The sequence below is a fragment of the Bacteroidota bacterium genome (assembly GCA_017303975.1).
Classification (GTDB): domain Bacteria; phylum Bacteroidota; class Bacteroidia; order JAFLBG01; family JAFLBG01; genus JAFLBG01.
Genome location: JAFLBG010000003.1, coordinates 45,272 through 65,056 on the forward strand (window position 1 = coordinate 45,272; position 19,785 = coordinate 65,056).

The window sequence follows — 19,785 nt, forward strand, 5'->3', positions numbered from 1 at the left end:
AATTGAGCAATAAGAAACTGGTGAAGGTGTTTCTTTTTAGGCTAGTTAGAGGGAGGGCAACAATATAATTAAATATGAGTAATCAATTTAATTTTGCAACTTTTTAACTGAGATAAAATTTATTAATATGATAATTTATAACGTTACAGTAAATATTGATGCCGATGTACACGATGAATGGCTACATTGGATGAAAAGTGTGCATATTCCCAACGTATTAAGTACAGGGTGTTTCTTGGATAATAAAATTTGCAAAGTATTGGTTGATGAAGAAAAAGGCATCACTTATTCTATTCAATATACATGCGCAAATATGGATAGTATGAAACGCTATCAACAAGAGTTTGCTGCTGCAATGCAAAAAGAACACATGGAGAAATATGCAAATAAGTTTGTGGCTTTTAGAACACTATTGGAAGTTGTAAGCAATCAAAAAGTATGAGTCTAGTTCGTGCAAAAAAATACTTAGGACAACATTTTTTACGAGATGAGAATATTGCTCGTAAAATTGTTGCTAGCTTAACACTGTTAAATGAGTACCCTCGTGTAATAGAAGTGGGGCCTGGAATGGGTGTACTTACAAAGTATTTAGAGGAACAACAAACTATTTCTTATACTGCTATTGATTTAGATAGTGAGTCGATTGAGTTTTTGAAAAATAAATATCCTGATAAAGCCACTTGTTTTATATATGCAGATTTTTTAAAAACGCAGCTTGATACTATTTATTCTCAACCATTTTTGGTTCTTGGAAATTTCCCTTACAATATATCGTCACAAATTTTATTTCATGTAATTGAATATAAACATTTGGCAATGGAGGTTGTGGGTATGTTTCAAAAGGAAGTAGCGGTAAGGATTGCTGCCAAACATGGAAATAAAGATTACGGAATTCTTTCTGTGCTATTACAAGCTTATTACGACATTGAGTATTTATTTACCGTTCATGAGAATGTATTTTCTCCCCCGCCAAAGGTTAAGTCGGCTGTAATTCGATTAAAAAGGAATAGTGCAGCCGATTTGGGTTGCGATGAAGTATTGTTTAAAGATGTTGTAAAAACAGGCTTTAACCAGCGGAGAAAAACATTACGCAATTCACTTAAAAAATTTACTATAAAACCAAATTTTGGTTCCCATGTTTTTTTCACAATGCGACCCGAACAGCTATCCGTTGCTGATTTTATAAGTCTTACAGAGATGATAGAAAAAAAGTAATGCTCTTTATTTTTCTATTCTAAGTATAGATTTTGAAATAATTTTATCGTCAAGTTGTATTCTAATTGTATAAAATCCTTCTGGAATGTATTTAGTAAACTCAAGTTGGTGAATTCCAGAAGTATAAAATTCGTTTGTAATTATAGTGCTCGTTAATTCCCCTAATGTATTATATAATTCTGCTGTTACTTTGGAGGCTTTATCTAACCTAAGTTCCAGAACTGTGTTGTTTGAAAATGGATTAGGGTAGATTGATAAATATTTGTCAGCCTCTGTTTCTGTTACGGAGCTGGGGTTTGTATAAATTAGTTTTGATGTAGTTTTGCTTCCGCATGGATTGCTTATGGTAAGTGAAAAAGTTGTAGAGGTGCTATTTGTTATTACGGCAGAAATAGAAGTTGTGGTAGCTCCTGTACTCCACAAATACGAACAGCTTGAGCAACTGCCGGAAGCAGAAAGAGTAACTGTTGTTCCGGAATTTACATTTGTTGGTCCGTTAATAGAAACGCCATTTACATTAGGAGCACAATACGTAAAGCCTGTGGCGAAAGCACTTTCGTTATGCAGTGTATCTATGGCAGTAACTTTATAACTTACTTTTTTAAATGGTGCAGGAACAGCATTTTTATCAGTATAGTAAGGCAAATTATCGTAGGTTATAAATCTTATTTTTTCTGCAAGGCTTGTGCTTACGGTAGCACCGGTATCTCTATATATTACATATCTGTATGCACCTTCGCCATCTGTTGCAGTTGTAGGTGGTGTCCAAATTAAATCTAAATCCAATCCATTAACAGCAGTTGTAATTGAAAGACCTGAAGGACTATTGGGCTTTACATTGTCTTTCCATGTCATGGTAGGTTGCAAGCTGTAATATTGATAGTATCTTACGCTCAACGAATCTTTTATTTTTTTATGGTTATATAAAATAGAGTTCGCACTGTAAAAACAGCTGCCTTTAATATCGTTTGCGTAGGAGCCTCTATTTAATCTAATTTGTTTGGTTATTTCGCTGATATTCCAATTAGAGCCTAATGGATTGAGGTTTTCACTTGCATGGCCAATAAACAAAAGGCTATTGGTGCTCGGTACAGCACTCCACCATTGAGCCAGCACACTATAGTTTGCAACAGAGTTCCCAATTTTCCAGTAGAGCTGAGGCATGGTATAATCAACATATCCCATTTTATGCCAAAGTCGAGAATCGCAGTATAGGTCGTCATAGCTTTCTAATCCTGATGTTGCAGAGCCAAGTGCATCGTTGCTTTGGTTACGCCAAATTCCAAATGGGCTCACTCCAAATTTCACTCTTGGTTTGTAATGATTGATGGTGTCTTGCACCATTTGTATAAACAGATTTACATTATCTCTTCTCCAGTTGTTTTGATTTGTAAATCCTCTTGGGTCGGCCGCAAATGCTGCATTGTCATTAAATGGATTTCCGTTTGGATATGGATAGAAATAATCGTCAAAGTGAATGCCATCAACAGCATAACGCGTAATAATGTCTTTAATCACGGAACACACATACTTTCTTGCTTGCGGCAAACCAGGATTCAGATATTTTACATTCCCATACGTTACACACCAAGTGGGCTGAGTAACAGAAATATGTGAGTTGCTGATATTACTACCAGAAATGCTTACAACTGCTCGAAATGGATTTAACCAGGCGTGTAATTCCATTCCTCTTTTTCTACATTCGTTAATGGCAAAAGCTAATGGGTCGAATGAATTTGGTGGAGGTGTGCCCTGTGTGCCCATAAGCCATTCAGACCAAGGTTCGATAGAGCTTTGGTAAAATGCATCACACGAAGGTCGTACTTGAAAAAAAACAGCATTAATTCCAGCTGATTGCAGGCTGTCTAGTATTTCACGCAACTCACTTTGTTTAGCGTTAGATGAGGTGGATGATGGCCAATCGATATTATAGACAGTTGCTATCCAAGCCCCTCGTAGTTCTCGTTTTGGGGCTTGTGCGTATATAATATGAAATGAAAATAGTATTAAAAAAAGAAGTTGTAGTTTTTTTTGCATAGTGGTTAGTGTCAAACAAAAATGAATTTAACGCTTTATTTGCTTTGAAGCAAGAGTTTAAAGCATTCGCTAATATTCTGTAGCCCCATTTGCAATTCTTCTTTAGATGGCCAGCCGTATCCTATTCGCATATATCTTTTATCTTGCTCGAACCAATGTCCTGGGCCTACAAAAGTTCCAAATTTTTTGTTTAGTGTTTGGTAAAAAAGTTCTATATCAATTTTTATTTCTTGTTTAATTCTCGGAAAGCAAACAACACCGCCAACTGGTTCAATCCATCCTAGGTAAGGATTATTTAGCATCCAAGTATCTAAAATTTTTCTTTTTTCGGCTACTTCAAGTTTTACATTTTCTAAAATTGTAGTTTTGTTTTGTAAAAACTGGTAAGCAATTTCTTCATCTACAACTGAATTACAAACATAAATTTGTTCTTTGGCTGCTAAAAAAAGTTCTTGAAGGTTAGTGTCACGCGTAATAATCCACCCAATACGAATTCCTGGCAATCCATAGGCTTTTGACAAAGAGGAAACGCTAATTACTTTTTCTGATAATTCAGCCGCGATAGGTAGTTTTTGGGAGAATGATAAATCACGGTACGTTTCATCAACCAGCAGGTATAAATTGTTTTTTTCTGCCAATGCAATTAATTTATTTAAGTCTTCATCGGAGATTATTGTTCCTGTTGGATTATGGGGTGCTGTAATACTAATGTATGCAGTGTTTTTTTTAATTGATTTTTCAACCTCGTTGATGTTTAATTTGAAATTGTTGTCAAACGATAGATTCAAATAGCTTATTTCGCAGCCTATTGCTTTAGGCGTTTCGATATTAGTTGCATAATTGGGTCTTACAACCAATATGTGAGAGTCTTTTTCAAGCAAGGATGTAGCAACAATGAATAAGCCTGCAGCCGCACCTGCCGTAACAAGAACATCTGTTGGTTTTAGTATGCTGCTTTCTGAAATAATGGAAGCACATAATTCTTGTTTCCCAACGTGGTGTCCATAACAAAGAGTTAGCGTAGATATGTCAATTTTCAAATTTTTTAGTACCGCATCCGTAAAAGAACTTTCGGTAAGATTGTATTTAATGTTTTCATATCCCATTTGTTCAGGAGATTCAATTTCAATGGGCATTCTTGTGTATTTCATAAGAAAAATTTAAATCGAAACGCCAAAAACCTTATAGTACTTTGGCTCTGCATCACTAACATTTACTGAATCTACAATAGCTTGCGGAGGTCCTTTTTTACACCACTCGATTAATTTATTTAATTGAGTTTCTTCTCCTTCCGCTTCAATATAAACGCTGCCATTTGGTTGATTGCGCACCAGTCCTTTTAATCCTAAACCTTCTGCCAGTTCGCGTGTAAGTGCTCTGAAATATACTTTTTGAACTTTTCCTGTAACTATTATAGATATTGCTTTGAATGCCATAAACTATCGAACTACTAATGCTTTTTTTTCAATTGTTTTTGCCCAAGCCAAACCATCTTCGTAATTGGTAAATACTTTGGTTGGCACTTTGGGTTTAAAGGTGGCTAAATAAAAACTTGCCAATAGTTTCAATCCTAATGATTTTACAATAAATACATCTGCTATGCTATATTGCTCATATTCATTATCTGCTTGGTACGAAAATGCTTCTTTACTGATGTGTCCTAGGTTGATATTACCAAGTTCAATCATGGAAATGTATTTCGTGTTTGAGATTTTTTCAAAAATCAACTTATTTATTGAGACAAGGTCTGCTTTCTCAATGTTTACGCCCTCTTTCAAGGTAACGTGAACAACGTTGTCTGTTATAGTAACATCAGCTATTTTGGAGGTAAACGAAATCATTTATTATGCAAATTGTCTATGTTCTTTTTTAAATAATTCTTCTTTGGGTAAATTTTTAAAATACTCAAATGTTATTTTCAATCCTTCTGCTCTAGCTACTTTAGGTTCCCACCCTAGTATTTGTTTGGCTTTTGTTATATCTGGCTTACGTTGCTTTGGGTCGTCAACCGGTAGTGGTAACGAAATTAATTTTTGGTTGGCACCAGTCAGTTTTAAAATTTCTTCTCCAAACTCTTTTATCGTAATCTCTGCCGGATTTCCGATGTTTACGGGGTTTGCGTAATCACTCAGCAATAGTCTGTAAATACCTTCCACAAGGTCATCCACATAGCAAAATGAGCGTGTTTGAGAGCCATCTCCAAACATGGTTAAATCTTCGCCTCTAAGTGCTTGGCCAATAAACGCAGGCAATACACGTCCATCATTTAAACGCATACGCGGTCCATAGGTGTTGAAAATTCTAATTATTCTAGTTTCTAGTCCATGATAGGTATGGTATGCCATTGTCATGGCTTCCATAAATCGCTTAGCTTCGTCATATACCCCGCGCGGCCCAACAGGGTTTACATTCCCCCAATACTCTTCTGTTTGTGGATGCACTATTGGGTCTCCATACACCTCGGATGTAGAAGCAACCAATATGCGCGCTTTTTTTGCTTTGGCTAAACCAAGTAGATTGTGAGTGCCTAATGAACTTACCTTTAAGGTTTGAATAGGTATTTTTAAATAGTCAATTGGGCTAGCCGGTGATGCAAAATGTAAAATATATTTTAAATCGCCCGGTACATATACAAATTTTGAAACATCGTGATGGTAAAATTCAAAGTTGGGAAGCTTAAATAGGTGTTCAATATTTCGAAGGTCGCCTGTTATAAGATTGTCCATTGCCACCACATAGTAGCCTTCTTTTATAAATCTATCGCATAAGTGGGAGCCCAAAAAGCCCGCAGCACCTGTGATTAAAACTCGTTCTTGTTTCGACATGGTTGGTTTACTTGCCCTAAATTTAAGCAAAACGTTTTAGTAGGGAAAATAAATTTTGGAGGGGACCTGTAATTAGGAAAATTTCACACCAATAACCAATATGTCATCAATTTGCTCCTTGTCTCCCTTCCATTCTTCAATCTCATTATTGAGTTTTTCTTTTTGTATTGGCATTGGTAAATAGGCAATTTCAGAAATAAAGCGTTTGAAATTTTTTGTCATGTATTTTTTTCCGAGCGCTCCACCAAACTGATCAGCATATCCATCGGACGACATATAAACAATATCTCCTTTTTCCATTTGAAGTGTTTGGTTAACAAACGGAACTCGCTCAATGTGTCCTCCACCAATAGGTTGTTTTGTTGGGGCAATTTCGGATAGTATATTGTTTTTTATTACGTATAGAGGTCTGTTTGCTCCGGCAAAATCAATTTGTTTAGTGCGTTTGTTTATTCTGCACAGTGCAATATCCATTCCATCGCGCGATTCTGAACCGGGAATATTTTGTTTTAATGCTTTTGTAATTTCATCGTGTAGGTTATTTAGAATGAAAGAAGGATTGGTTACCACAGACTCGCCAACAATTTGGTTAAGAATATTATTTCCAATCATACTCATAAATGCTCCTGGTACACCATGTCCGGTACAATCGGCTGCTGCTATAAAACTGTACACTTCGTTTTTGTCGTAAAACCAGTAAAAATCGCCACTCACAATGTCTTTAGGTTTGTATAAAATAAAAGATTCGGGCAATATTTCGCTAATTTTTTCTGTTTTAGGTAAAATAGCTTCTTGTATTTTTTTAGCGTATTTAATACTGGCAGTTATGTCATCATTTTTGTGTCGAAGCTCTTCTTCGGTAAGCTGCTGTTTAATGATAGTTTCGGCCAGCTGTACATTTATTTTTTGCTTTTGTTTGTAGTTTCTAAAGATAAATGCTCCGCCAAGTAATGCAGCTAGAAGTAAAATTGCAATTCCAATATTTATATATAATTGTTGTTTTATTTTCGAATTTTTCAATTCTTGTTCGGTTGTGAGAAGTGCTATTTCTTTTTCTTTTTTGTCGGTATCGTATTTGGTTTGCATTTCGGCAATTATAGATGCATTTTCTTCTTCGTAAATACTGTCTTTTAGCGCAACACTTTTTTCTAAGTATTGATATGATTTTTTATAGTCGCCCGCAGTATATGCTGCAGTGGATAATTCCTCGTAGCATCGTTGTTGAAGATCTTTGTTGTTTATTTCTTTAAAATACACCAAGCTTTTTTCTAAATAATTAAATGCTTGGGAGCTTTTCCCCTTTTTAATTAATGTGCTACCTATATTAAGTTGCATTTTGGCAACTCCTGATGCATTTCCAATTTCTTCGTGTATTTCAATTGCTTCATTGTAAAGCTTTAAAGCTTCGTCATATTTTTGTTTGATGGTGTATATTGCTCCAATATTGTTTAGTGATTTTGCAACGCCCTTTCTATCGTTTAATTTTTTTTTCAATTCTAATGACATGAAATGATTTTCAAGTGCTTTATCATATTCATTAAGATGTTGATATGTCAGACCAATGTTGTTGTAGCATAACGCAATATCTCGCTCGTCCTTTATTTCTTTATTTAATTTTAGGGCTTCTTGGTAGTATTTTTGTGCGTTGGTATATAATTTTTGTGCAAGGTATATGTTGCCAATGTTTAGGAGTCCTTGCGATTGGGCTGCTTTGTCTTTTGTTTGTTCCGCTATATTAGCCGATTGTATATAATTGCTCAAGGCATTTTGATAATCTGATTTGTAGTAGTAACTGGAGGCTAAGTAATTGTAGCAAATAATTTTTTGATTGGTCGTAATTATTTCTTTATAGTTCGATAGAATGTAGTTAAGTGTTTGTATTGCTTTGTCGTAGTTGCCCTCGTTCATATATACATCGGCTACTCCTGTTTGAGCCGATACTAACGATTCAATTGTATTGTTATCATAGCACAACTTTATTACTTTGTTGTAGTAGTTTAAGGAGCTTTTATAGTCGCCTTTGTACAAAAAGGCTTCTGCCATGGCTTGTGTAGCTATGCGAACACCTTTCTTAAATTCTATTTTTTCGGAAAGTTGCAGCGCTTCGTATGCTTCTTTGTAGGCTGCATCGACATCGGTATTTAATAAAAGATTAGAAGTTTTTGTTTTTGCTATTACTCGCGTGCTGTCTTCTGCTGTGCTATTAATAATTTGCTTTAGGCTATCAAGCTTACTTTGTTTCCCCAATACAAATGTGCTATGCAATAAAAAAAATATGCACACAATTGTTACTAAAGAATAGTTCTTGGGTTTAAAAAGCATCTATAATATTACTAACAAATGAGCAATATCGCAAAAGCCTTAAAAGCTTGGGGGCTGCATGCGAGAATCGCATGCAGCCCCCAAGCTTTTACAATTCAATTATTTTCCGCCCAATTCGATTATTCTGGTTATCTGTCTGAACTCGTTTATGTTTATCTCTACCATGTATGTTCCGCAGCCATGTCCTAGCTCTGAAGCAGAGAACGGTACTTTATAGGTATTTGGTAATTGCTCCTGTTCGTTGTATTCTGCAATTACTTCGCCAAGTAAATTGTACACTTTAACAGAAACGTTTGCGCGTTCCGAAATTTTATACTCTACTGTAGTGCTTCCGTAATATGGATTTGGATACACTTTAATAAATCCATCACTCATTACCGATTTTGGAATAGAGGTAAGTGTAGCAGATGTAATCGTAATTAGATTAGAATCTGCAGCAAAATCTATTCCTGTAAAGACGGTGTCGGTTGGAGTTACAGAAATACTGTAGGTGGTATCCATTGGAAGTCCGGGTATGCTTACATAAACAAAGTAATTTCCAATGTCTATGTTTTCAAATTCAAACTGACCTGTGCTGTCTGTTTGAGTTACAGCCGAAATACTTCCGGAAGGTTTTTTTCCAAGACTAACATCTACATCTGTTACTGGGTCTCCTTTTTTCTTAAAGCCTAGTCCTTCTAAAACGGTACCTGCAATTCTAGCAAAGCCGGTTGGTGGAACTACTTCAAATAGAGTAATATCTGCGGTATAGGTGTTTGCACACTGTACGCCAAGCTTTGTGGCTTTATCCCAAGCAATGGTATCGTTTGGTATTGCATAAAAAGTGCCGTAGGTATTGCTGTATGTTCCAATCGACTTATCGGCTTCGGCAAATACAATGAAGGAGTCTGGTAAAATATTGGTAAAGGTATAAGTGCCATTTGTAGCATTTAAATTTACCAATTGTACGGTATCCATTTTGCTACCAAAACTATAACGTAGTAATACTGCCGTTCCTTGTGTTACCGCTCCTCCGCTGTAGGTTACGGAACCTGTAAGGGTTCCTGCAGGGATTACGTTTACTGTAGTTGTTGCCGTGTCACTGCAAGTTATACCTGCACTGCTGTTTTGTATTACAAGAGAATAAGTTGTATTTGTGGTTGGTGAAACAAAATAATTTTGTCCATTGAATCCTCCTGGCATCCATAAATAGTTTGTAGAATTAGTTGATTTTAAAAGGGCTGTACCGCTTTTACATATTAATGTATCTGCATAAACGATATTAGCACTAGGTGCAGCAATAGAAATAATGGCAATTGTCTTAGTATTTATACAGGTATTTAAGTCAGTACCAAATACGGTTAAGCTAGTTATAGCGTTGCCTGGTATTGTGGGGGTAAAGAATACAGTGTCGTTTTGTAGTTCGTTAAACGTTCCATTAACTGAGGTATTCCACGCATAGTAACTTGCTCCGGTTGTTATTAATCCGACTTTGGTACCAGAACAAACAGTTGTTGTATTTAACGCTGTTATTGTTAATGCAGGTAATGAATTCACTGTAACCGATATAGCTGCGGTATTTGTACATCCATTTGCATTAGTAACTAATACCGAATACGTTGTATCTATAGATAAAGTACTTGTAGTTATTGCACTTGTTGTATTCCCTGAGCTCCATAGGTATGCATAACCACTTCCAATCGTTGCTGATAGATTTGCAGCTTGACCGAAACAAACAGTAGAATCTCCAGTAATACTCAAACTAAATTGATTAGGCTGAGTGATTATTATATTTATAGAATCGATTGAACATCCATTGCCATCTGTTATGTGTACAGAATATGTACCTAAAGGAATACCGGTAACATCTTCCGCTGTCGATGCATTACTCCAAATAAAGGAATAATTTCCAACACCTCCTGAAGGAGTTATATCAATTGAGCCTGTTGATTTTCCAAAACAATCAACATTAGTTATATTGATTGAAGTAGATAGCGCTGCAGGCTGTGTAATAGAAATGTTTGTCAAGTCAAATACACAATTGTTATTATCAGTAATATGTACAGAATAGGTTCCTACTGATAGTCCTGTTACATCTTCGGTTGTAGCACCATTCTTCCATAGGAATGAGTAAGGGAAAGTTCCACCTATTGGGTAAATATCTACTGATCCGGTTGAAGTTCCGAAGCAGGCAACATTTAAGGAGCTTGAAACTGCCGCTGTTAAAGCACTTGCAGGCTGTGTAATAGAAATGTTTGTCAAGTCAAATACACAATTGTTATTATCAGTAATATGTACAGAATAGGTTCCTACTGATAGTCCTGTTACATCTTCGGTTGTAGCACCATTCTTCCATAGGAATGAGTAAGGGAAAGTTCCACCTATTGGGTAAATATCTACTGATCCGGTTGAAGTTCCGAAGCAGGCAACATTTAAGGAGCTTGAAACTACCGCTGTTAAAGCACTTGCAGGCTGTGTAATAGAAATGTTTGTCAAGTCAAATACACAATTGTTATTGTCAGTAATATGCACAGAATAGGTTCCTACTGATAATCCTGTTACATCTTCGGTTGTAGCACCATTCTTCCATAAGAACGTGTAAGGGTAAGTCCCTCCTACTGGAGCAATATCTATCACACCTGTTGCATTTCCAAAGCATCCTACATTTATGGAGCTTGTAACTGCCGCTGTTAATGCTGCCGGTTGAGTAACTTGTGTTGTAAATGTTTTTATACATCCCAATAAGCCTAAATCTTCTATTGTTACGCTATAGGTGCCTGCTAAAAGCCCGTTAATGTTACTTGTGGTAGAACCTCCGTAAGACCACAGATAGTTATATGGACCGGTACCATTTGCTAAGGAGGTGTTTATACTACCAGAAGAATTACCATTACAATTTACATTGGTAGGTGTAAGTGTAGCACTAAATCCAGGAATTAAACCAACTGTTTGATTTGTGGAGGTAATAGAGCAGCCTAATGAATCTGTAACCGTAACAGAACTTTGAAAATTGGCAGCAAGTCCATTAATCATAGGTGCGGTGGATCCACCATTGCTCCATGAAAATAGATAGCCTCCAAGTCCATTGCTTGGCCAACCTCCACTAGGGAATACATTAAGCTCTCCATTGCTTTGTAGGCAAGTGGCAGGCTTCATATTTAAACTATCTATTTGTAATGCCTTGAATGGTTGTGAAATATAGGTATAAGCAATTGTCGTGCACCCATTATTTTCTGTTACAACTACGTTATACGAATTTGATGCCAAATTATTGACCGTTTGCGTTGTTTTTCCATTAGACCATTGATAGGTATATGGCAATGATCCTCCAATTGGATTTACGGTGGCAACACCATTGCTATCGCCTTTGCAGCTAACGTTAGTATGGATTATAGTTGCAGCTAAGTCGCAACTGTTTGTATAAGTAAAACACGCAGAAAATTCGGAGGTGTTATTGTTGGGCGATTTTTTTGTGATAGTGGCAAAAACCTTATCTATATTCTTTTGCAGATTGTAATTGCCGGACAAAGTCCAACTACTGCCGGAAACAGCTGCTTTCCCTAAAAATTGTAGTGCTGAATTACAATTAGAGAGATCTGATTTATATACCTCTACGGTGTCTTGATCATAGCCACTATTAGGTGTAACTCCTGAAATATAATACAGGTCTGTTGCTGTAATAGTAGGGGTTTGTACCACCCCTTGTGCATTGTTTTGCAATACAATTGGCTTAAATGAAACATTCCCTATTTTAGCTTTTATAATATTTTGAGTTATTCTGTTGGCGTATGTTCCGGAACCGTCTAGCTCAATTCCGTTTAGGTCATTATAAAAAACAAGATTAGAGTCGTTTAGTAAAGGCCCTCCCACTAAATTATTATTAGCTCCTCCCTCAAACCTAATCCCTACTTTCTGGTAAGGGAATCCCGTTACCTGATTTTTTGTTTTTGAACATCCTATGAAATTACCCTTTATCGTATTCCCTGTGCTTTGAGAGCCTTTTAACAGTATTCCGGCATCATAATTGTCAGAAATGACATTTTTGGCAGCACCTGGGCCACCAATTATGCAACTGTTTGAATTGTCAATTAAAACTCCTTTGTATTGCAGAACGCTTCCTATAATCTCATCTTCTCCTGTTGCTCTTAAACCTAAATAATTACCTTGAACAATCGTTCCATTAGCATTTTGCAAATCTATCTGTTTGTCATTTCCGGCAATAATATTTCCATCTCCTGAAGCTGTTCCTCCAATCGTATTATTAGCAGAACTCATAATTTTAATCCCCGTAGGAGCCATAGATATTCCTGTAGCTGTACTTCCATCATTTTTCAATCCAATTATATTTCCCTGTATTTTATTGTTGCTTGTAGACGCTATATTATTTATTTCTATAGCAGCAATGGTATTGCCGTATATTACATTCGCATTATTGGGATTGTTATTTCCTATCTGATTCCCATTTCCCCCTGTTATCCTAATTCCATAAAGTTGCTTATCTAAAGCATTTCCCAGTATATCAGCACCAATCAAACATCCATATACTTGGTTGTCTTGCCCACCACTAATTACAATTGCTTCACTTACAAAATCAGAAATTACCAATCCTTTAATAATATTATGTTTGCCTGTAATCTCAAAAGCTCGACTTACTGTACCATTACCATTATTGTTACTGATAATAATTTTATGCTGAGTTGTTAGAGGATTTGCAGCAGTAGCATCAAATATACTTACTGTATTTGCAACAGCACCGGGCTGAGAAAAGCCATTAATTTCTACTCCATCGTTATCAGAAATCATTAAAGGGCTGTCTAAGTAAATTATATGCGGTCCTCCTCCTGCTATATTGAAGTTAATTACATCAATACCAGGGGATGCTGTTGCGCTATAAATAGCGTTTCTCAAAGAGCCTGCACCGCTATCATTTGTGTTTGTTACAGTATAAATGGCTTGCGAATACGAGTATGATGTTACGCATGCTAATAATAAAAAAAAGGAAAGTAGTTTTTTGGTTTGCATAGTAATTGCATTAAGAGGTTCGATTGAATATACAAAATAATCGACAAACACTAAAATTTTATACGTAAAGAAATTAATTGGGTTTCACTTGCAAGTATAATTTCCCTGCATGATTTATAGAATCGGCTACGGAAATAAATTTATGTCCAATGACGGTACTTATTTTTTTGTTGCTGAACTTTTTTTCAGATAATGCTACTGTAGCCGTTTGGCGAGTTACATAAGGGATTCCTCGGGTAAACAATAGTCGCAAGGCATCTAAGCGCCATGCAATTGCTAACAGTGCTTTGTTAAGCTTAATAGAAGGAGGTTTTGCACCTACACTAGTAGCACATTGTGTAAAAAAATCTTTGAACGAGATATTTTCAGAATTTACAATGAAGCGTTCTGCGGTAATAGGGCTATTCATCAGTTTTACCATGCAATCTGCTACATCACGTACATCCACATAGCCGGTTGTTCCAAGTGTGTATGCCGGAATGCCTTTGTATGCTTTCGCAAAAATAACCGCACTCGATTTTTTCCAATCTCCTGGACCAATTATGTAAGATGGATTTACAATTACGGCATTTAAGCCTTCTTCAATTCCCCGCCAAACCTCCATTTCCGACACAAATTTACTGATGGCATAGTGCGAATTGTTTTTATTCGATTTCCAAATACAGTGTTCATCCACTTCATTGTTTTGAGTTGGATTTCCAAGAGCTGCAACGGAACTTACGTGGATTAATTTTTTAATCTTGTGTTCTAAACACCCATTTACAATATTTTGCGTGCCATTTATATTCGTTTTGTAAAGCTTGTCTTTGTGTTTGGGATTAAATGATACATATGCTGCACAATGATACACGTATTCGCACTCTTTTGTCAATTCAAAAACAATGCTTGAGTCGGTAATATCACCTTCTACCCACTGGATGGTGTCAATTAATTTTTGATAATTTTCGGTATAAAACGAAAATATTTTTTCTACTTCTTTTATGCGATCTTTTGTGCGCACCAATGCTTTTACCTTTTCGCCTTGTTGCGCCAATTTAAGCAGCAAATGTGCTCCAACTAATCCTGTTCCACCGGTAACGAGTATCAAAACGGTTTTTGTTTATATTTAGGTCAAATTTAGTTTTTAAACTTAATATAATATGAATTTTATTGAAGAGTTGCGTTGGAGAGGTTTGTTGCACGATGCAATGCCAGGAACAGAGGAGCTGTTAGCTAAAGAGATGGTTAGCGGATATATTGGTTTCGACCCTACGGCAGATTCGCTGCATATTGGCAGTTTGTCTCAGATTATGACATTGGTTCGCTTTCAGTTGGCTGGTCACAAACCTATTGCATTAATTGGCGGAGCAACCGGTATGGTGGGCGATCCAAGCGGAAAGTCGGAGGAGAGAAATTTGCTGGATGAAGCAACTCTTACCAAAAACATTAACGGAATAAAAAAACAGTTAGAGAAATTTTTAAATTTTGATTCCGGTGCCACCAGTGCAGAATTGGTAAATAATTACGATTGGATGAAAGACCAATCTTTCTTGGGCTTTATACGTGATGTCGGTAAGTTTATTACCGTTAATTATATGCTAGCTAAAGATTCGGTAAAGAATAGACTAGAGAATGGAATGAGTTTTACCGAATTCAGTTATCAATTATTGCAAGGCTATGATTTTTACTGGCTGTACAACAATAAGAAATGCAAGTTGCAAATGGGTGGATCCGATCAATGGGGCAATATTACTACCGGTTCGGAGTTGATACGCAGAAAATCTGGCGGAGAGGCTTATGCGCTTACTACACAACTAATAAAAAAATCGGACGGAAGTAAATTCGGAAAGTCAGAAGGCGGAAATATTTGGTTGGATAAAGAAAAAACATCTCCATATAAATTTTATCAATTTTGGTTAAATACAAGCGATGAAGATGCAAAGTCCTACTTGCGCATATTTACATTGCTTTCTCAGGAAACAATTTTAGCTATAGAGAACGAACACGCCAAAGCTCCGCATTTGCGATTGGTACAAAAGGAGTTGGCTAAGGATATTACCATTCGAGTGCATTCGCATCAAGATTATGAAACAGCGGTAGAAGCTTCTGAAATATTATTTGGCAAAGGAACATCGGAAAGTTTGTCTAAGTTAAGTGAGAATGATTTTTTATCGGTTTTTGAAGGTGTACCTACCTTTTCTGTTTCAAAGAATGAATTGCATGCGGGTATTCCAATAATTGATTTTTTGGTGGAGAAGGCAGCGGTATTCCCTTCTAAATCGGAAGCTAGAAAGATGTTGCAGGGTGGTGGTGTTTTTATCAATAAAGAAAAAATGGAAGATGTAAATGAGTCAATTACCACAACCAAGCTGATAAATAACAGATATATAATTGCTCAAAAAGGAAAAAAGAATTATTACTTAATTAAGGCAGAATAGCAAGGATGAAGCGTTGGAGCATAAAACAAACCGCAGATAAAAGTACTGTTGAGAAATTAGGCAAAATGCTAAATGTAAGCGAGCCTATTGCTCAGCTATTGTACCAACGCAACTTAACCGATTTTGAAGATGCGAAAATTTTTTTCAGACCCGATTTAAATAATTTACACAATCCATTTCTAATGAAAGATATGGATGCGGCTGTAACTCGCATCCAAAAAGCAATAGCAGGTAATCAAAAGATTTTGATTTACGGAGATTACGATGTTGACGGTACAACAGCCGTAGCCTTGGTATATAGTTTTTTGAGTACCATTTATTCTAATTTGGATTACTATATTCCAGATAGATACGCAGAGGGGTATGGTATTTCCTTTCAAGGCATTGATTTTGCGAAGCAAAATAGTTTCGATTTGATAATTGCACTCGATTGTGGAATAAAATCGCACGATAAAATTGAGTATGCAAATTCGTTGGGAATAGACTTTATTATTTGTGATCATCATCGTCCGGGAGAAACAATCCCCGCTGCTGTGGCGGTACTTGACCCTAAGAGAGAAGATTGCAGCTATCCTTTTAAGGAGTTGAGTGGCTGCGGTGTTGGATTTAAATTAATGCAGGCATTGTGTATTAAACTCAATATTGATGTAGAAAAATTATATCCTTATTTAGATTTAGTGGTTGTAAGCACAGCAGCCGACATTGTTCCTATTTATGGCGAGAACAGAATATTAGCCTACTATGGCCTTAAGCAAGTGAATGCCAATCCACGTCCCGGCATTAGAGCGATACTGGAATTGAATAAGATTAAAAAGCAATTAAGTGTAAGCGATTTGGTTTTTTATATTGGACCGCGGATTAATGCCGCAGGTCGCATTGACAAAGGAAAAAGAGCTGTTGAGTTATTGATTTCAAAAACAAAAAAAGAAGCAGAGGAATTTGGTGCAGGAATAAATACAAGCAATACAGAGCGTAAAACAATTGATAGCACCATCACTCAAGAAGCCCTAGCTTTGATAGCAGCTGATGAGAATTTTGGTTCTCGAAAATCTACCGTGTTATTCAACCCGGGGTGGCATAAAGGAGTAATAGGTATTGTGGCATCTCGTTTAATAGAAAAGTATTACAAGCCAACCATTATACTTACAGAGTCGAACGGCAAGGCTACCGGCTCGGCTAGGTCGGTGAAAGATTTTGATGTTTACGAAGCTATAGATGCATGTAGCGACTTATTGGAGCAGTTTGGTGGGCATAAATATGCTGCAGGACTTACTATGTTACCCGAGAATGTAGATGCGTTTATTCAGCGATTCGAACAGGTTGTTAGTTCTACCATTCAAGACCATTTATTAATTCCGGAAGTGGAAATTGATGTAGAGGTTGATTTTAAAGATATTACTACCAAATTTTACAATGTACTTAAACAGTTTGCTCCGTTCGGTCCGGATAATATGAATCCTGTATTTGTAACCCGTGGGGTGATTTGCAAAGGCTATGCACGAATAGTTGGGGAAACACATATCAAGTTTGATGTGTTTCAGCCGGAAAGTAAAGAGAGTATATTTTCTGCCATCGGTTTTGGATTGGCCGGAATGTATGATAAAATTCAAACCTCAGTACCCTTTGATATCTGTTATACCATCGAAGAAAATGATTGGAATGGTATAGTAAACCTTCAATTGAATATTAAGGATATTCGGTTTTTGGAGTAGGGGTGTATTCCTAGAAAATGGGAAAAATTTTTGAATGAAAAAACAAGAGCCGACAGCATTAGAGTCGGCTCTTGTTTTTAAGATTTTTTATGACTGCGAATTGTTAGCAATATTCATCAAAAGCCATTTTTAAGTTGTCTGCAATCATTTGCGCAGAGCGACCTTCAATATGATGGCGTTCTACAAAATGTACTAGCTTGCCATCTTTAAATAATGCAATACATGGAGATGAAGGAGGATATGGCAACATGTGTTTTCTAGCTTGTGCTGTGGCTTCTGTGTCAAAACCTGCAAAAACGGTAGTTAGTTTATTAGGTTTTTTAATAGATCCTTCTACTGCTAGTTTTACACCCGGCCTTGCAGCTCCTGCAGCACAACCACACACAGAGTTAATAACCACTAAAACTGTTCCTTGGCTTTTTACTGCATTGTCAACAGCATCCGGGGTAGTTAAATCGGTAAATCCAACCGAAGTTAACTCTGCTTTCATTGGTTTTACTATTTGTTCTGGATACATAAGTTTATTTTTTAGTTATTCTAAAGTTACAAAATTTAGAACCATAATTTATAATTAGCTTTTATATTAAGCGTTTTCTGATACTAGCGCAATGTCAAACTGAACAAGGTCAATAAACTCTTGTACTCGTTCGTCTAGTTCTTTTTGAGACAGATTAAGTAGTCGTTCAATACCAAATTTTTCTACACAAAATGACGCCATTGCAGAACCATAAATAATAGCTCTTTTCATGTTGTCAAACGAAATGTCTTTTGTGTGTGCTAAGTAACCTATAAATCCACCTGCAAAGGTATCTCCAGCACCAGTTGGGTCAAAAACGTCTTCTAGTGGTAAAGCCGGAGCAAAGAAAACTTGTTCTTTATTAAATAATAATGCGCCATGCTCACCTTTTTTTATAATCAAAAATTTAGGGCCCATTTGTAGTATTTTTTGCGCTGCTTTTACTAACGAATATTCGCCTGATAGTTGTCTTGCCTCGCCATCGTTAACCGTTAAAACATCTACTAGTGAAATTGTTTTCTTTAAATCGTCTAGCGCAATATCCATCCAAAAGTTCATGGTATCTAATACAATTAGCTTCGGGCGCTTAGGAAGTCTTTCTATTACTTGTCGTTGAACAGTAGGTGTTAAATTTCCAAGCATTAAAAATTCACAGTCTTTGTATTGCTCGGGTATAATTGGGTCGAATTTTTCTAATACATTCAGCTCGGTAGCTAATGTATCTCGGCTATTCATATCGTTATGGTATTTGCCGGACCAGAAAAAAGTTTTTTCGCCTTTTTTTATTTGTAACCCATCGGTATTGATACCATGTTTTTTTAAGGAATTAATTGCATCGGTTGGGAAGTCTTCACCAACAACACCAACTAAATTTACATTTTTTGTATAGTATGATGCCGCAAGGGTAATATATGTGGCAGCTCCACCAATAATTTTATCGGTTTTTCCGAAAGGGGTTTCAATTGCATCAAAAGCAACGGTACCTACAGCTAATAAACTCATTTTATAAATTTTTTGTGCAAATATATTGTATATTTGGTTGGTTTGTGCTATTATTGCACTCCAATTTTGGAAAATTAACGAGAGTAAACATTCCCTAGTTGCTCAGTTGATTAGAGTCTCGATGTATCGGGATTAATTATTGGAGTTATAGGATTGTAGTTTAAATAGGTTCTTTACATAATATTTTCCCTGGTAGCTCAGTTGGTTAGAGCACATGACTGTTAATCATGGGGTCGCTGGTTCGAGCCCAGCCCGGGGAGCTGAAAAGCTCCACCATTAAGTTGGTGGAGCTTTTTTGTTTTTATAGTATGAGCTTCTTTATTTACATCTTGCATTCAACCGTATCTAACATTTACTACGTTGGCTATTCAGAGGATGTGAAAAGGAGATTAGAAGAACACAACAACCCAATTCGAACAAAATTTACATCAAAACATTTGCCTTGGAAATTAGTTTGTTCTTTCCCAATATCTGAAAACCGAGGAGATGCAATGAAGGCCGAGAAATATATAAAGAAACAGAAAAGTCGAAAATATCTAGAATTGTTGATTGGGTCTGAAATAGAACAACAAAGGGTAGCACAGTTGGTTAGAGTCCCGATGCATCGGGATTAATCATGGGGTCGCTGGTTCGAGCCCAGCCCGGGGAGCTGAAAAGCTCCACCATTAAGTTGGTGGAGCTTTTTTGTTTTTATAGTATGAGCTTCTTTATTTACATCTTGCATTCAACCGTATCTA

General features: G+C 36.4%; 15 protein-coding genes and 1 tRNA gene. 6 read left to right on the plus strand and 10 right to left on the minus strand.

Going from position 1 to position 19,785, the window contains the following annotated elements; translation table 11 throughout:
- Nucleotides 1-127 precede the first annotated feature (127 nt).
- Both J0M08_01935 and rsmA read left to right on the plus strand, forming a co-directional pair.
- The gene (locus J0M08_01935; GenBank protein ID MBN8701795.1) at nt 128-442 is read left to right on the plus strand and encodes a DUF4286 family protein; all 315 of its coding nucleotides are present in this window, start codon (nt 128-130) and stop codon (nt 440-442) included.
- Nucleotides 439-1,215: a 16S rRNA (adenine(1518)-N(6)/adenine(1519)-N(6))-dimethyltransferase RsmA gene (gene rsmA / locus J0M08_01940; GenBank protein MBN8701796.1), complete on the plus strand. Its 777-nt coding sequence runs from the start codon at nt 439-441 to the stop codon at nt 1,213-1,215. The genes J0M08_01935 and rsmA overlap by 4 nt, the downstream gene beginning before the upstream one ends.
- Nucleotides 1,216-1,221: 6 nt before the next feature.
- Here the strand turns inward: rsmA and J0M08_01945 are convergent, their stop codons facing one another.
- From J0M08_01945 to J0M08_01980, 8 genes are all read right to left on the minus strand, one after another.
- Nucleotides 1,222-3,252, minus strand: a complete 2,031-nt coding sequence (locus tag J0M08_01945) for a family 10 glycosylhydrolase (GenBank protein MBN8701797.1) — start codon at nt 3,250-3,252, stop codon at nt 1,222-1,224.
- Nucleotides 3,253-3,287: 35 nt separating this feature from the next.
- Complete coding sequence (locus tag J0M08_01950) at nt 3,288-4,403, minus strand: pyridoxal phosphate-dependent aminotransferase (GenBank protein MBN8701798.1); 1,116 nt, start codon at nt 4,401-4,403, stop codon at nt 3,288-3,290.
- 9 nt (nt 4,404-4,412) lie between these two features.
- Nucleotides 4,413-4,688, minus strand: a complete 276-nt coding sequence (locus J0M08_01955) for an acylphosphatase (GenBank protein ID MBN8701799.1) — start codon at nt 4,686-4,688, stop codon at nt 4,413-4,415.
- Between the two features lie 3 nt (nt 4,689-4,691).
- Nucleotides 4,692-5,093, minus strand: a complete 402-nt coding sequence (locus J0M08_01960; GenBank protein MBN8701800.1) for a hypothetical protein — start codon at nt 5,091-5,093, stop codon at nt 4,692-4,694.
- Nucleotides 5,094-5,096: 3 nt separating this feature from the next.
- A complete protein-coding gene (locus J0M08_01965; protein MBN8701801.1) occupies nt 5,097-6,077 on the minus strand; it encodes an SDR family oxidoreductase in 981 nt (326 codons plus the stop codon).
- A gap of 72 nt (nt 6,078-6,149) precedes the next feature.
- Nucleotides 6,150-8,342: a tetratricopeptide repeat protein gene (locus J0M08_01970; GenBank protein ID MBN8701802.1), complete on the minus strand. Its 2,193-nt coding sequence runs from the start codon at nt 8,340-8,342 to the stop codon at nt 6,150-6,152.
- Nucleotides 8,343-8,498: 156 nt separating this feature from the next.
- Nucleotides 8,499-13,400: a T9SS type A sorting domain-containing protein gene (locus J0M08_01975; protein ID MBN8701803.1), complete on the minus strand. Its 4,902-nt coding sequence runs from the start codon at nt 13,398-13,400 to the stop codon at nt 8,499-8,501.
- A 73-nt stretch (nt 13,401-13,473) separates the two neighbouring features.
- Nucleotides 13,474-14,487, minus strand: a complete 1,014-nt coding sequence (locus tag J0M08_01980) for an NAD-dependent epimerase/dehydratase family protein (protein ID MBN8701804.1) — start codon at nt 14,485-14,487, stop codon at nt 13,474-13,476.
- 52 nt (nt 14,488-14,539) lie between these two features.
- Here J0M08_01980 and J0M08_01985 point away from each other — a divergent pair, with 52 nt between their 5' ends.
- Together J0M08_01985 and recJ are read left to right on the plus strand one after the other, a co-directional pair.
- Nucleotides 14,540-15,817, plus strand: a complete 1,278-nt coding sequence (locus tag J0M08_01985; protein MBN8701805.1) for a tyrosine--tRNA ligase — start codon at nt 14,540-14,542, stop codon at nt 15,815-15,817.
- 5 nt (nt 15,818-15,822) lie between these two features.
- Complete coding sequence (recJ, locus tag J0M08_01990) at nt 15,823-17,529, plus strand: single-stranded-DNA-specific exonuclease RecJ (GenBank protein ID MBN8701806.1); 1,707 nt, start codon at nt 15,823-15,825, stop codon at nt 17,527-17,529.
- A 103-nt stretch (nt 17,530-17,632) separates the two neighbouring features.
- On the opposite strand, the gene J0M08_01995 is transcribed toward recJ, so the two are convergent.
- Both J0M08_01995 and J0M08_02000 read right to left on the minus strand, forming a co-directional pair.
- Nucleotides 17,633-18,046 (minus strand): BrxA/BrxB family bacilliredoxin, encoded by a 414-nt coding sequence (locus J0M08_01995; protein ID MBN8701807.1) that lies wholly within the window; start codon nt 18,044-18,046, stop codon nt 17,633-17,635.
- Nucleotides 18,047-18,112: 66 nt separating this feature from the next.
- On the minus strand, nt 18,113-19,048 hold the full coding sequence (locus J0M08_02000; GenBank protein ID MBN8701808.1) for a bifunctional hydroxymethylpyrimidine kinase/phosphomethylpyrimidine kinase: 936 nt from the start codon (nt 19,046-19,048) through the stop codon (nt 18,113-18,115).
- Between the two features lie 186 nt (nt 19,049-19,234).
- Here J0M08_02000 and J0M08_02005 point away from each other — a divergent pair.
- Together J0M08_02005 and J0M08_02010 are read left to right on the plus strand one after the other, a co-directional pair.
- Nucleotides 19,235-19,308 (plus strand) — tRNA-Asn (locus tag J0M08_02005).
- Nucleotides 19,276-19,662, plus strand: coding sequence for a GIY-YIG nuclease family protein (locus J0M08_02010; protein MBN8701809.1), 387 nt, complete (start codon nt 19,276-19,278; stop codon nt 19,660-19,662). Before J0M08_02005 ends, J0M08_02010 begins: the two co-directional genes overlap by 33 nt.
- Nucleotides 19,663-19,785: the final 123 nt, after the last annotated feature.